At 69.8% G+C, this 13,967-nt stretch carries 10 protein-coding genes; 9 read left to right on the top strand and 1 reads right to left on the bottom strand.

Annotation, left to right across the window (positions count from 1 at the left end; all coding sequences use genetic code 11):
• Positions 1-293: 293 nt before the first annotated feature.
• The 8 genes from rplU to ACWGKT_RS30460 all read left to right on the top strand — a co-directional run bounded on the left by rplU (position 294) and on the right by ACWGKT_RS30460 (position 11,012).
• On the top strand, positions 294-614 hold the full coding sequence (gene rplU / locus ACWGKT_RS30495) for a 50S ribosomal protein L21 (protein WP_235453765.1): 321 nt from the start codon (positions 294-296) through the stop codon (positions 612-614).
• 13 nt (positions 615-627) lie between these two features.
• Positions 628-882, top strand: coding sequence for a 50S ribosomal protein L27 (rpmA, locus tag ACWGKT_RS30490; protein ID WP_055703572.1), 255 nt, complete (start codon positions 628-630; stop codon positions 880-882).
• 135 nt (positions 883-1,017) lie between these two features.
• Positions 1,018-2,463, top strand: coding sequence for a GTPase ObgE (obgE, locus tag ACWGKT_RS30485; protein ID WP_453276207.1), 1,446 nt, complete (start codon positions 1,018-1,020; stop codon positions 2,461-2,463).
• 242 nt (positions 2,464-2,705) lie between these two features.
• A complete protein-coding gene (locus ACWGKT_RS30480) occupies positions 2,706-3,182 on the top strand; it encodes an FG-GAP repeat protein (RefSeq protein ID WP_453276206.1) in 477 nt (158 codons plus the stop codon).
• A 241-nt stretch (positions 3,183-3,423) separates the two neighbouring features.
• A complete protein-coding gene (locus tag ACWGKT_RS30475) occupies positions 3,424-4,986 on the top strand; it encodes an alkaline phosphatase D family protein (protein WP_453276205.1) in 1,563 nt (520 codons plus the stop codon).
• A gap of 781 nt (positions 4,987-5,767) precedes the next feature.
• A complete protein-coding gene (locus ACWGKT_RS30470; protein ID WP_356145461.1) occupies positions 5,768-7,267 on the top strand; it encodes a bifunctional cytidylyltransferase/SDR family oxidoreductase in 1,500 nt (499 codons plus the stop codon).
• A 178-nt stretch (positions 7,268-7,445) separates the two neighbouring features.
• Positions 7,446-9,536: a hypothetical protein gene (locus ACWGKT_RS30465; protein WP_453276215.1), complete on the top strand. Its 2,091-nt coding sequence runs from the start codon at positions 7,446-7,448 to the stop codon at positions 9,534-9,536.
• A gap of 315 nt (positions 9,537-9,851) precedes the next feature.
• Positions 9,852-11,012: a glycosyltransferase family 2 protein gene (locus ACWGKT_RS30460; RefSeq protein ID WP_453276214.1), complete on the top strand. Its 1,161-nt coding sequence runs from the start codon at positions 9,852-9,854 to the stop codon at positions 11,010-11,012.
• Positions 11,013-11,100: 88 nt separating this feature from the next.
• On the opposite strand, the gene ACWGKT_RS30455 is transcribed toward ACWGKT_RS30460, so the two are convergent.
• Positions 11,101-12,534, bottom strand: coding sequence for a polysaccharide pyruvyl transferase family protein (locus ACWGKT_RS30455; RefSeq protein ID WP_453276204.1), 1,434 nt, complete (start codon positions 12,532-12,534; stop codon positions 11,101-11,103).
• A 255-nt stretch (positions 12,535-12,789) separates the two neighbouring features.
• Here ACWGKT_RS30455 and proB point away from each other — a divergent pair, with 255 nt between their 5' ends.
• Positions 12,790-13,896 carry a glutamate 5-kinase gene (proB, locus tag ACWGKT_RS30450; protein WP_453276213.1) on the top strand — a complete coding sequence of 369 codons (1,107 nt, stop codon included), beginning with the start codon at positions 12,790-12,792 and terminating at the stop codon, positions 13,894-13,896.
• Positions 13,897-13,967: the final 71 nt, after the last annotated feature.

Raw genomic sequence — 13,967 nt, 5'->3', positions numbered from 1 at the left:
CCTTCTTTTTGTCTCTTCTCAACCCGGTACGGGCCGCCGGCCCCGGGGCGTTGCTTCTCGCCGGTGGGGGGGGGCGCCGGGCCCCCCGCCCCCCCCCCCACCCCTCGGGGCCCGGTTTGACCCCCTCGGCCACCGCCCCGTAACCTAGACCGTCGGCGTGTCCACAGATGACACGCCACATCCCCGTAAACCTCTTCCTCCCGGGCACTGGGTTGGCCGGGAGAGGTCGTCCGTGTTGTTCGCGGTCGGCTGGCCTGCGGGGGTGCCGTTTCCCGAGCGAAAGAGAGATCCGCGTGTACGCCATCGTGCGCAGCGGTGGTCGCCAGCACAAGGTTGCTGTCGGCGACATCGTTGAGGTTGACAAGATTTCCACTGCCAATGTTGGCGACACGGTCGAGCTCTCGACCCTGCTCGTTGTCGACGGCGACGCTGTCACCAGCGACCCGTGGGTGCTGGCCGGCATCAAGGTCCAGGCCGAGGTCGTGGACCACCACAAGGGCCAGAAGATCGACATTCTGCGCTACAAGAACAAGACCGGCTACCGCCGTCGCCAGGGCCACCGCCAGCAGTACACGGCGATCAAGGTCACCGCGATCCCCGCGGCTGCGAAGTAAGGACTGAGGAGACATGGCACACAAGAAGGGCGCATCGTCCACCCGGAACGGTCGCGACTCCAATGCCCAGCGGCTCGGCGTGAAGCGCTTCGGCGGTCAGGTCGTGAACGCCGGTGAGATCCTGGTTCGTCAGCGCGGCACCCACTTCCACCCGGGCGCCGGCGTCGGCCGTGGCGGCGACGACACCCTGTTCGCGCTGCAGGCCGGTGCGGTGGAGTTCGGTACCCACCGTGGCCGCAAGGTCGTGAACGTCGTTCCGGTCGCCTGAATCGTCTGATTCACGGCGTCGACCGAACGACTCGTTCGTTTCGCGAGGCGGACCTCACTTCCCGGTCGGGAAGGCGGGTCCGCCTTTCGCGTGTTGACATTGGTAATACCCGTTAGTTTCTGGAGGCACTGAACCATGACCACCTTCGTGGACCGCGTCGAGCTGCATGTCGCCGCGGGTAACGGGGGCCACGGCTGTGCCTCCGTCCACCGCGAGAAGTTCAAGCCGCTCGGCGGACCCGACGGCGGCAACGGCGGCCGCGGCGGCGACGTGATCCTGACCGTCGACCAGTCGATCACCACGCTTCTCGACTACCACCACTCCCCGCACCGCAAGGCCACCAACGGCAAGCCCGGTGAGGGCGGCAACCGCTCCGGCAAGGACGGCGAGGACCTGGTCCTGCCGGTGCCCGACGGCACGGTCGTCCTGGACAAGGCGGGCAACGTGCTCGCCGACCTGGTCGGCCACGGCACCTCGTACATCGCTGCGCAGGGCGGCCGGGGCGGCCTCGGCAACGCGGCGCTGGCGAGCGCCCGCCGCAAGGCGCCCGGCTTCGCGCTGCTGGGCGTGCCCGGCGACCTCCAGGACATCGTCCTGGAGCTGAAGACCGTCGCCGACGTGGCCCTGGTGGGTTACCCGAGCGCCGGCAAGTCCTCGCTGATCTCCGTGCTCAGTGCCGCCAAGCCGAAGATCGCCGACTACCCGTTCACGACGCTCGTGCCCAACCTGGGCGTGGTGACGGCCGGTTCGACCGTCTACACCATCGCCGACGTGCCCGGTCTGATCCCGGGCGCCAGCCAGGGCAAGGGCCTCGGCCTGGAGTTCCTGCGCCACGTCGAGCGGTGCAGCGTGCTGGTGCACGTCCTGGACACGGCGACCCTGGAGTCCGACCGCGACCCAGTCTCCGACCTCGACATCATCGAGGAGGAGCTCAAGCAGTACGGCGGTCTCGACAACCGTCCCCGGATCGTCGTCCTGAACAAGGTCGACGTACCGGACGGCAAGGACCTCGCCGAGATGGTCCGCCCCGACCTGGAGGCGCGCGGTTACCGCGTGTTCGAGGTGTCGGCGGTGGCGCACATCGGTCTGAAGGAACTGTCGTTCGGGCTCGGTGAGCTGGTCGGCCAGGCGCGGGCCGCCAAGCCGAAGGAGGAGGCGACGCGGATCGTCATCCGGCCCAAGGCCGTGGACGACGCGGGCTTCACGGTCACCCGCGAGGAGGTCGACGGCGAGCCGCTGTTCCGGGTGCGCGGCGAGAAGCCCGAACGCTGGGTGCGCCAGACCGACTTCAACAACGACGAGGCCGTCGGCTACCTCGCCGACCGCCTCAACCGCCTCGGTGTCGAGGAGCGGCTGATGAAGGCGGGCGCCCGCTCCGGCGACGGCGTCGCCATCGGCCCCGAGGACAACGCGGTCGTCTTCGACTGGGAGCCCTCGGTCATGGCCGGCGCGGAGATGCTCGGCCGACGCGGCGAGGACCACCGACTGGAGGAGCAGCGCCCCGCGGCGCAGCGCCGCCGGGACCGGCAGGCCGAGCGCGACGACGTGCAGCGCGAGTACGACGACTTCGAGCCGTTCTAGTAACGGCCGGAGACGGTCGATATGAGGGGCGCCCCCGACCGGGGGGCGCCCCTCGTCGGTCGCTGAGTCGTACAGGGCATCGCGGATGAGGATCTTGCGCTCATCGCGGATCAACTTCCGACGCCGATTCTCTGACGCTCGGCGGCCTCGACCGCGACGGCCGCGCGGACCTCGTCGTGGGCGGGGACTCGCTCCGGATCCGCTACGCCACCACAGCCGGTCTTTCCGCAGGAGCCCCCCAGGTGATCACACAGGACACACCCGGTGTGCCGGGCGTCCAGGAGGCGGGGGACGAGTTCGGACGGTCGGTGTCGGTCGGCGACGTCGACGGCGACGGGTACGCCGACATCCTGGGCGGCATCCCGTACGAGGACTTCGGCGCCGTCAAGAACGCCGGCACCTTCGCCGTGCTGCCCGGCGGGCGGCACGGGGTGACCGGCGCCGGTACCAGGGTGTTCAGCCAGGACAACGCGGGTGTGCCCGGCACCGCCGAGAGCGGCGACCTGTTCGGTGCCACCACCCATCTCGTGGACGGCGACGGCGACGGCAGGGCGGAGCCGGTGGTGGCCGCGCTCGGGGAGGACGCGCAGGCGGGCGCGGTCTGGCTCTTCGGCGCCGGCTCCGCCGGTGCCACGGCCACCCGCTCCTTCTCCTTCGGCGCCCGAACCCTCGGCACGGTCGCGGGCAAGGCCCAGTTGGGTGCCGCGTTCCCCGGCTGATCCACGCTCCGCACTTCGTGCGGCGAACGGCCGGATCGGCTCTGGATTCACCTACTGAGCAGGCGTCACGATCCGACGTGCCGTCAGACCCGTTGCGGAGCCCGGGTGTTCCGGTCCGCAACGGGTCTTCCGTTGTCTTTCTGTTTGTCATGCACGTGAAGGCTCCCGTTCGGCGGGCGGACCGTCCCGGCGTGGGAGCTTCCGACTGTCCCAGAGGCCTGCGAGGCAAGGGAGTTCACCGATGACACGAGTGACCGGACACATTTCGCCCGACCGACGCCGCTTCCTGACCGCCGGTGCCGCCGTCCTGGGCGCCGCCGCGTCCGCCCAGCTCTGGCTGCCGTCCACCGCCGCACAAGCGGCTGAAACCCCGTTACCCGACGGGGTGTTCAGCCTCGGGGTCGCCTCCGGTGACCCGCTGCCGGACGGCATCGTGCTGTGGACGCGGCTCGCCCCCGACCCCCTCAACGGCGGCGGCATGCCCGACGCCGTGGTCCCGGTCGAATGGGAGCTCGCCGAGGACGGGCGCTGCCACAAGCCCGTGCGCCGGGGCGTCGCCGAGGCCAGACCCGAGTACGGGCACAGCGTCCACGTGGACGTACGGGGCCTGCGCCCGGGCCGCACCTACTGGTACCGCTTCCGCGCCGCCGGGCAGCTCTCGCCCACCGGCCGCACCCGCACCGCGCCCCACCCGCACAGCAGGGGCGGCTCGCTGCGCGTGGCGCTCGCCTCCTGCCAGAACTGGCAGCACGGCTACTTCACCCCGTACGCCGACATGCTCGCCCAGGACCCCGACGTCGTCCTCTTCGTCGGCGACTACATCTACGAGTCGTCGCCCTCGGCGACGGCGGTGCGCCGGCACGAGGGCAAGGGGGAGCCGTACACCCTGGTCCAGTACCGCAACCGTTACGCGCAGTACCGCACCGACCCGGACCTCGCCGCGATGCACGCGAACGCGCCGTGGGTGGTCACCTTCGACGATCACGAGGTCGACAACGACTGGGCCGGTGAGATCCCGCAGGATCCCGACAAGCAGTCGCACGACGCGTTCGTGGCCCGGCTGACGGCGGCCTTCCAGGCGTACTACGAGCACATGCCGGTGCGCGCCACCGCGGTCCCGAACGGCCCGCACATCCAGATGTACCGCCGCCTGGACTTCGGCCGCCTGGCCCGGTTCAACGTCCTGGACACCCGGCAGTTCCGCAGCGACCAGGCCACCACCCAGGCCGGGGCCCAGGACCCGGCGATGACCATGCTCGGCGCCGGTCAGAAGGAGTGGCTGCTGGACGGGCTGCACGACTCCCCGGCCCGCTGGAACCTGATCGCCTCGCAGATCATGATGGCCGAGACCGATCTGCTGCTCGGCGAGGGCAAGCTCTGGTTCTACGACGCCTGGGACGGCTACCAGACCGAGCGCAACGCCCTCCTGGAGTCCTTCCAGGACGTCCGCAACCCGGTCGTGCTCAGCGGCGACCGGCACCTGACGATGATCAGCGACCTGAAGCTGGACTTCGCCGACCCGGACTCCGACGTCGTCGGCGCGGAGTTCGTCGGCACCTCGATCTCCAGCAACGGCGACCAGGACCAGGCCGCCTTCCACGCCCAGTGGGACCCGCTGATGGCGGACAACCCGCACTGGAAGGTGATCGACGCCCACCGCGGCTACCACCTCTTCGACATCCGCCGCGACGGCATCGACGCCCAGGTCCGGGCCGTGGACACGGTGCTGAAACCGCAGGCCACGGCGAGCACGCTGGCCACACTGCGGGTGGAGTCGGACGAACCGGGCGTGAACCTCGCCTGACGCTCTCAGGGGGCCTTGGGACTCTCAGCAGTCCCAGGGCCCTCGTAGGTAGGACTCGGCCAGGTCTCTTACCGTCCGCCGACCGTGGGCTCGCGACGACGGGCGACACCGAGCCCACCGACCGGCACCGGTCGCGGCTGTCGGCCCGGGTACACGCCACCGGCCCGGACACCTCCGTGGCGAGCAGCGAGTCCTTCGCCGACGCCCCGGACGACGCGACGATCGCGCGGGTGTGCGGCCCGTTCCGGACACCGTGAATCGCTCGCTTACTCTTGCCGAGACCGAAATGCTGCGGAATCTTGATGTGGAATTCTGCGGCAATGGGTTGCCGGACGAGCCGTATTCCCGGCTCGTCCGCAACGGTGCGGTGACGCATATGAAGAACGCGTGCAGCCCACTTCACAGGGCGTGAAGATCGCCACGCCCGGGTGGGACGTCGAGGAGGCCGCCGCTCGGGCGCTGTACGGGCCCTCGCCGTGGTTGCTTCCGCACTCGTCGCCGCGGTTCCGACGCGCTTCGTGCACCGGACGTCGTCACGGGAACCGCTCCGGTTACTCGGCCACCGCTGCCCGGCGCGGCCGGGCCGCCGTCGGGAGTGGACTTACTCACAGCAAATTCACGCGGCGTTCCGGAACTCCCCTGTGGACGAAGCGCATCACCAGGAGTGCAAGGTGAATGGCAGGTTGCGGGCACATATGCGGCGGTGGACGCTCACCTTGCACTGCGGTAACCCGAAGTGGGACCATTTCGAGGTTCCCTGACGCCCCAAGGTAGGTCACCTGTGTCCCAGCACATAGCCAAGCCCCGTACCACCGCAGTGATCCTGGCCGGTGGTACCGGTCAGCGCGTGGGTCTGTCGATCCCCAAGCAGTTGCTGAAGATCGCCGGCAAGGCCGTCATCGAGCACACACTGACCACCTTCGAGCAGACCGATTCGATCGACGACATCATCGTGCTGATGGCGCCGGGCTACGTTCCGGACGTCGAGAAGATCGTCGCCAAGGCCGGGTTCCGCAAGGTCAAGAAGATCATCGAGGGCGGCTCGACGCGGAACGAGACCACCGAGCGCGCCATCGAGGCCCTCGGTGAGGGCCTGGCCGAGGGCGAGGACCTCAACGTCCTCTTCCACGACGCCGTTCGCCCCCTGCTCTCGCGGCGCGTCATCGACGACTGCGTGACCGCCCTGGAGCGCTACCAGGCCGTCGACGTCGCCATCCCCTCCGCCGACACGATCATCGTGACGCGCACGCACGGCGAGGACGGCGAGTTCATCACCGAGATCCCGGACCGCTCCCGGCTGCGCCGCGGCCAGACCCCGCAGGCCTTCAAGCTGTCCACGATCAAGCGGGCCTACGAGGTCGCCGAGGGCGACCCCAACTTCCAGGCCACGGACGACTGCTCCGTCGTGCTCAAGTACCTGCCGGACGTGCCGATCCACGTCGTCGCGGGTGACGAGTACAACATGAAGGTGACGCAGCCGGTCGACGTCTTCATCGCCGACAAGCTCTTCCAGCTCGCCTCCACGGCCGCGCCGGAGCAGAACGGCGAGGAGGCCTACCGCGAGCTCCTCACCGGCAAGACCGTCGTGATCTTCGGCGGTTCGTACGGCATCGGCAAGGACATCGCCGAACTCGCCGAGTCCTACGGCGCCTCCGTGTACGCGCTGGGCCGCTCCACCACCGGCACCCACGTGGAGAACCCGGAGGAGGTCGACGACGCGCTGTCCAAGGCGTACGCCGAGACCGGCCGGATCGACTACGTGGTCAACACCGCGGGCGTGCTGCGCATCGGCAAGCTCGCCGAGACCGACAACGCCACCATCGAGGAGGCGCTGAAGGTCAACTACCTGGCCCCGGTGCAGATCGCGCGCTCCTCCTACAAGTACCTGGCCGAGACCAACGGACAGCTGCTGCTCTACACCTCCAGCAGCTACACCCGCGGCCGCGCCGAGTACAGCCTCTACTCCTCCACCAAGGCCGCCATGGTGAACCTCACCCAGGCGCTGTCCGACGAGTGGGCCGGCGACGGCATCCGCGTCAACTGCATCAACCCGGAGCGCACCGCCACCCCGATGCGCACCAAGGCTTTCGGTCAGGAGCCCGCGGGCAGCCTGCTCTCCTCCGCGGCCGTGGCCCGCACCTCGCTCGACGTGCTGCTGAGCGAGCTGACCGGTCATGTCATCGACGTCCGCCAGCAGGACCCGACGGCGGCGGCCGGCCAGGCCTCCGGCTTCGAGCAGGCGCTCGCCAGCGTCCTGGACCGTCAGGACGGCGTGGCATAATTAACAGTAAATAGGCAACTGTAATTCAGGCCTCTGTGGCTGCGCGTATGCGGAGCGTTCACAGAGGCCTGAATCTGTAAAGCCCCAGTTCCTCTACAAATCGTCCGCAAGGTCTCATTCCGGCCTTTTTGTCAGCAAAAGGTTCTCCGTGATATCCACCGCTATTCGCGTCGCCCGGGTGGGCAGCGCGGCCGAGCTGGCCGCGGCGGCCCTCGTGATGCTGGGCTTCCCCTGCCTCATGCTGGCCGCGCTCATACCGAGCGTCTACGCCTTCGCGGCCACGGCCGCCGTGACGTACCTGGCGGACCACTATCTGCACCGCAAGGGCAGCTACCTGATCAACCGCCTCAGCAAGGTGCGGGCCGGTCTGTCGATCCGCTTCCTGATCCGGCAGCTGCTGCTGATCCTGCTGCTGGCCCGGATGTCCCTCTCGGGCAACCTGATCTTCTACGGCGCCATCGCCTGCTTCATCGCGTTCTACGGCCTCCAGGCCCCGCACGGCGCGCTGGTCACCCTGATCCGCAACCGCCGCCGGATGCCGGTCGCCACCCGCAACGTCGACCTGAAGTCCCGCATCCGCATCCCGGACGCGCCGCGGCAGGGCCTGCTGCAGCGCTCGGCCGAGAAGATGCTCCACCTCGACCTCGCCGCCATCACCGGCCTCCTGGTCGCCGCCGCCGTCGACTCGGCCGTCCCCGGCTTCGTCGGCATCGGCATCACCATCGGCCTCGGCTGCCTCTACGTCCTCGCGCTCATGCCGTACGTGCGCGGCCGGAAGATCCCGCCGAACGCGGACACGGTGCTGGCCGCGGTCGACGACTGGCTGGCCGCCTACAAGCCGGAGACGGTGCTGTACTTCTCCGGCTCCAAGGACTCCGCGTACCAGGTCAACATGTGGCTGGAGACGATGGAGCAGCTGGACACCCGGCCGCTGATCGTCCTGCGCGAGCGGGTCATCCTCACCAACCTGGCCCCGACCACGGTCCCGGTCATCTGCGTGCCCGGCGGTGTGCACCTGATGAACATGGACCTGTCGACGGTGCGCGTGGCGCTGTACGCGGCGAACGTCGGCAAGAACATCCACCTGCTGCGCGTCCCGACCATGAAGCACGTCTTCATCGGCCACGGCGACAGCGACAAGCTGGCCAGCGTCAACCCGTTCAGCAAGGTGTACGACGAGGTGTGGACCGCCGGCCGCGCGGGCCGCGACCGCTACGCCATCGCCGACGTCGGTGTCCGCGACGACGACATCGCCGAGGTCGGCCGCCCGCAGCTGGCACCGATCCAGACCTGGCAGGGCGTGCCGGAGGGCCGTATCCCGACCGTGCTGTACGCCCCCACCTGGGAGGGCTGGGACGACAACCCGGGCAACACCTCGATCCTGCTCGCGGGCGAGAACATCGTGCGCAAGCTGGTCAAGGCCGACCCGCCGGTCCGCGTCCTGTACAAGCCGCACCCCTTCACCGGCACCCGCAGCGCCGACGCCAAGGCCGCCCACCAGCGGATCACCGCGCTCGTCGAGAAGGCCGGCGCCGAGCGCGCGTCTGATGCCCGCTTCACCGTCGACGCCGCCGCCCAGGCGCGGGCCCAGGCCGAGCTGACCCGCATCGAGGCCCGCCTCGCCGAGCTGTCCGGCTCCGCCGGCGACAAGGGCGACGAGGCCGAGGCCACCCGCGACGGTGTGGTCGACGTGGCCCGGCACGAGGAGATCGCCCGGCTGCGCGCCGAGTGGGACGACGCCTACTGGCGCTCCTTCCCGAGCCACGAGCACCGGGTCATCACGGGCGCCGAGCCGCGCCTGTACGACTGCTTCAACGTCTCGGACGCGATGGTCTCCGACATCTCCAGCGTCGTCTCCGACTTCATCGCGAGCGGCAAGCCGTACGCGGTCACCGACTCCGCGGAGCTCGGCGTGGAGGAGTTCAAGCGGCAGAACACGGCGGTGCGCGCGGCCGTGATCCTCTCCAACGGCGCCGCCGAGCTGGGCGGCCTGCTGGACGCCGTGCGCGACCCGTCGGCCGACCCGCTGGCCGGGGAGCGGGGCGAGCTCAAGCGCTATCTGCTGGGCCCGGACGAGCCGAAGTCCATCGACCAGTTCAATGCCGCGGTGGCGGACCTCGCCCGCAAGGCCGAGATCCGCAACGCCGGCCAGGAGTCCCGCGCCGCGGGCGTCGCCGCCGACCCCGCGGAGGCGGCCGAGCTGACGACGGCGTTGCCCGGCCAGCGGACGTCGACGACCGGCGACACGGACGGCGTGACGGCGGTCTGACCCACCCCTGCCCACCAGGAACGGCCCCCGAGGAGCACTCCTCGGGGGCCGTTCGCTTGTCCGTCTCTTACCGGTTCCTGAGCAATTCTTACTGCGACTGCGTACTGTCCGGTGCGGCCCGCCGGGAACCCGCGCCGGGCACGTCTTTTGTGATGTACGCCACTCATTGCCCGCGGCAAGGCAACCGCTTCCTGCCGAGGCCCGTCTAACTGTTTGCGATTGAGCAGATACGGGGGGAATGTTCCGTGACAAGGGGGAAACGTGACCGTCGTGACGCAGCCTGATGTGACTGTGATCATCGGGGCGTACGAAGCGATGCCTTACCTGGTCGAGTGCCTGGCGTCCGTCGAGGCGCAGACCCTGGACCCGGCCCGGGTGGAGGTCATCGCGGTCGACGACGGCTCGACCGACGGCACGGGGGAGTGCCTGGAGGAGTTCGCGCGGCGCGCTCCCATGACGGTCACCGTGATCCGGCAGAAGAACTCCGGTGGCCCCAGCGGCCCGCGCAACGTCGGCCTCGCCAAGGCAGGCGGACGGTACGTGTTCTTCCTCGACGCCGACGACCGGCTCGGCCCCGAGGCGCTGGAGCGCATGGTGGCCATGGCCGACAAGAACGGCACCGACGTGGTCCTGGGCAAGGTCGAGGGGATCAACCGCACCCCGCCGAAGTCCATGTGGGGCAAGACCCTCGACCGTACCGACGTGTTCTCGTCCAACATCAAGTTCACGCTGAGCGCCCAGAAGCTCTTCCGCCGCGAGCTGCTGGAGCGGCACGGCATGCGCTTCGACGAGTCGCTGTGGACCGGCGAGGACGCGCTGTTCACGATGGAGGCCTATCTGCGGGCCGACGGCGTCTCCGTGATCGCCGACCACGTCTGCTACTACCTGGTGGGCCGCGACGACGGCAAGCACGTGACGAAGAGCGGCGGCTATGCCCTGCGCTTCGACTCCGCGCGCGCCCTGATGAAGCTGATCGCGGAACTGGTGCCGGCCGGGGACAAGCGCGACGACCTCATGATCCGCCCCTTCCTCATCACCCTGCTGCCGCAGTTCGGACCCCAGTTCCTCAAGGACTCCGAAGAAGTCAGACGGCACAAGTTCGAGCTGGCCAAGCCGCTGATGGACGCCTACTGGAACCCCGAGGTGGCCCGCCGCCTCAAGGTCCACGAGCGCCTGCGCCTGTTCCTGGTGGCCCAGCAGCGCCCCGACCTGCTGCGGGACGTCGTGGAGTTCGTCCGGGCCAAGAAGCAGGCGGCGGCCGTCATGGAGAAGCGCGCCACCCGCGTCTACCTCATCTACCCGCACTTCCGCTCGCGCAAGGCCGGCATCCCGGACTGGATCTACCTGGCCGAACCCCGCGAGGCCCGCGCCTTCGAGGGCTACCGCGAGGCCGCCGCCAACTCCTTCGTCCGCCGCGCGATGCGCAGGGTGCGGCGCTCGCTGCCGACGAGGGGCGTCGGAGCGGCAGCGGCCTGACACCGCGAGAGCCCGGCCCCTTCGGGGACCGGGCTCCGCTGTCACGGCCGGGTACTTCCGTCGTACGGGTGCCCCTCGGGGCCGTGTCCTACTGCTGTGCCGACCGCAGCGCCCGTCGGATCGGCCGGCCGACCGCCCGCCGGGCCCGGCGGTACACCGAGGTCGCGGGCACGACGGTGGCCGCCTTCGCGGTGGCCTTGGCCCCGGCCCGGGTGCGCGCCAGCTCCCGCTTCAACTGGGCGTTGTCCACGGACAGTTCGGTGATACGGCTGTGCAGCCAGCCGAACCGCGAGGTGAGCGAGGCGAGGTCGGTCTCGTTCCAGGGGCGGATCCCCGCCGGGAAGGTCAGCGACCGCATCCGCTCCTCGTAGGCCGCGCCGCCGTCGCCGTGGCTGAAGGTGTTCTCCAGCCCGTTCTTGTCCAGGAACGCGGTGAACCGCTCGAACCGCTCCCGGTGACCGCCGACCAGCCCGCCGAAGTCGGCCTGCTCGTACAGCCGCGCCGGGTCCGCGGCCGCGGGGTCCTTGGCCACCTTGTCGAGCCGCTGGTGAGGGATCTCGAAGTACCGGCACAGCTCCAGCGTCCGCGAGTCCCCGCACAGCACCGTCGCCGGCGTACCGGCCAGCAGTGCCGCGATGTTGCCGTGGATGCGGGAGCCGAAGGAGAAGTCGAAGGAGCGCAGGTCGTCGATCCAGGTGACCGGGTCGATGTAGACGCGGACCTTGTCCTCCCGGTACATCGGGTGGTCCGGGTGCGTCGGCATCGCCGTCACCTCGGCGTTCGCGTCCGACAGGTCCCGCCAGTGCAACTGCCGCGCGTCGCTGAGGTTCTGGCCGACGAACCGCAGGTGCGGATAGCGCGCGTGGGCGTCCGCGATGACCCGGTCCAGGCCCTGGGAGCGCACCGCGCTGTGCGAGCCGTTGATCGCGATCCGGGACTCGGGCGTCAGCGCCACCGCCCGCTTGTGCACGTCCAGTTGGCCGCCGTGCATGAACAGCGACGGGCAGCCGATGACCTCGACGTCCCGGAAGCCCATGTCCAACAGGTACTGCTCGGTGAACTCGCCCCGCACACCGATGGACGCGCTGCGGTCCAGCACCGCCGAGACGAACTCCCGCACGGTCGGCTCGATCCGCTGCAGCCGGGCCGGGTTGTAGCTCACTCCGGTCTGCGCGCCGACCCCCAGCACCACCACCGGGATCCTGAGCCGGGTGATCAGCCGGGTCAGCCGCTTCAGTCCGCTCTCGAAGGAGGGCCGGAACGCGTTGGCCAGCGGTACGACGAAGGCGTCGTACTCCTCGTTGATGCGGGCCGCGGCGGCCGCGTCGGTGGCGATGCCGTTCGAGACCACCTCGGTACCCGGGGTCTCCAGGATCTTGTGTGCGGCGTCGCTGAAGATCAGGTTGCCGGAGTTGGTGGCGAAGACGTCTCGGTGGAGGGCCTCTTCCACGGAGACGACGTCGTAGGGGCTCTTCCCCGATCTGAGGAGAAGGCGCTTCGCACGATGAACAGTAGGTGACACAAAGTTCAAATTAAGTTTGAACAGTCTTTAATTTCTATAGGCAACCAGTGCAACCTTTTTGCCGTACGCGAAGCGTAATCGCGCGATCACATGACGTCCGATCGGTGGTCGTCGGTGTTCGCCGGTAATGCGTCGACGGTGGTCCGGAGCGTGGACCGATGCGCGGCACACGCTCCCGTTCGCGTAGATTGCCGGGCGGGCAGCCGTATCGTGACGCGAGGGGACGGACCGCACGTGGCAAGGGCAAGGCAGGCCGTGGAAGAGGCCCGCAGGATCGTCGTCAAGGTGGGCTCCTCGTCGCTGACCACCGCCTCCGGCGGTCTGGACGCCGACCGGGTCGACGCGCTCGTCGACGTCCTCGCCAAGAGCCGCAGCGGCGGGGAGCGGGAGATCGTCCTGGTCTCCTCCGGCGCCATCGCCGCGGGCCTGGCCCCGCTGGGCCTGCGCCGCCGCCCCAAGGACCTCGCCCGCCAGCAGGCCGCCGCCAGCGTCGGCCAGGGCCTGCTCGTGGCCCGCTACACCGCCTCCTTCGCGCGCTACGGCGTCCGGGTCGGCCAAGTCCTGCTCACCTCCGACGACATGAGCCGGCGCGCCCACCACCGCAACGCCTCCCGCACCCTCGACAAGCTCCTCGCCATGGGCGCCTTCCCCGTCGTCAACGAGAACGACACCGTCGCCACCGACGAGATCCGCTTCGGCGACAACGACCGCCTCGCCGCCCTCGTCGCCCACCTCGTCCACGCCGACCTGCTGGTCCTGCTGTCCGACGTGGACGGCGTCTACGACGGCGACCCCGGCAGGCCCGGCACCTCGCGGATAGCGGAGGTGCGCGGACCCGAGGACCTCGCGCACGTCGAGATCGGCAGCGCGGGCAAGGCCGGGGTGGGCACCGGAGGCATGGTCACCAAGGTCGAGGCCGCCCGGATCGCCGCCGCCGCGGGCATCCCCGTGGTGCTCACCAGCGCGGTCCACGCGGCCGAGGCCCTCTCCGGCGGCGACACCGGCACCTACTTCCACTCCACCGGCAAGCGCTCCGGCGGCCGGCTGCTGTGGCTCCAGCACGCCTCCACCCCGCTGGGGTCGCTGACCCTGGACGACGGCGCGGTGCGCGCGGTCGTCAAGGGCCGCAAGTCGCTGCTGCCGGCCGGGATCGCGGCCGTCGAGGGCGAGTTCAGCGCCGGGGACCCGGTCGAACTGCGCGACGGGGAGGGCCGGGCCGTGGCCCGCGGACTCGTCAACTTCGACGCCAAGGAGATCCCCCAGCTGCTCGGGCGCTCCACGCGGGAGCTCGCGCGGGAGCTGGGCGCGGCGTACGAGCGCGAGGTCGTACACAGGGACGACCTCGTGGTCTTGCATCCGTAAACGGCAGGTGGCCACGGCCCCCGGTGGGGGACGTTCCGTAAAACCGCCCCACGGAGCGGTGCGGCCTGCTC

Source organism: Streptomyces sp. NPDC054794 (genome assembly GCF_053611585.1).
This window is presented reverse-complemented; position numbering and strand designations above follow the sequence as displayed.

Coding starts and splice junctions, on each gene's coding strand:
- rpmA (WP_055703572.1), top strand. CDS start 628: ATGGCACACAAGAAGGGCGCATCGTCCACCCGGAACGGTCGCGACTCC.
- obgE (WP_453276207.1), top strand. CDS start 1,018: ATGACCACCTTCGTGGACCGCGTCGAGCTGCATGTCGCCGCGGGTAAC.
- ACWGKT_RS30475 (WP_453276205.1), top strand. CDS start 3,424: ATGACACGAGTGACCGGACACATTTCGCCCGACCGACGCCGCTTCCTG.
- ACWGKT_RS30460 (WP_453276214.1), top strand. CDS start 9,852: ATGCCTTACCTGGTCGAGTGCCTGGCGTCCGTCGAGGCGCAGACCCTG.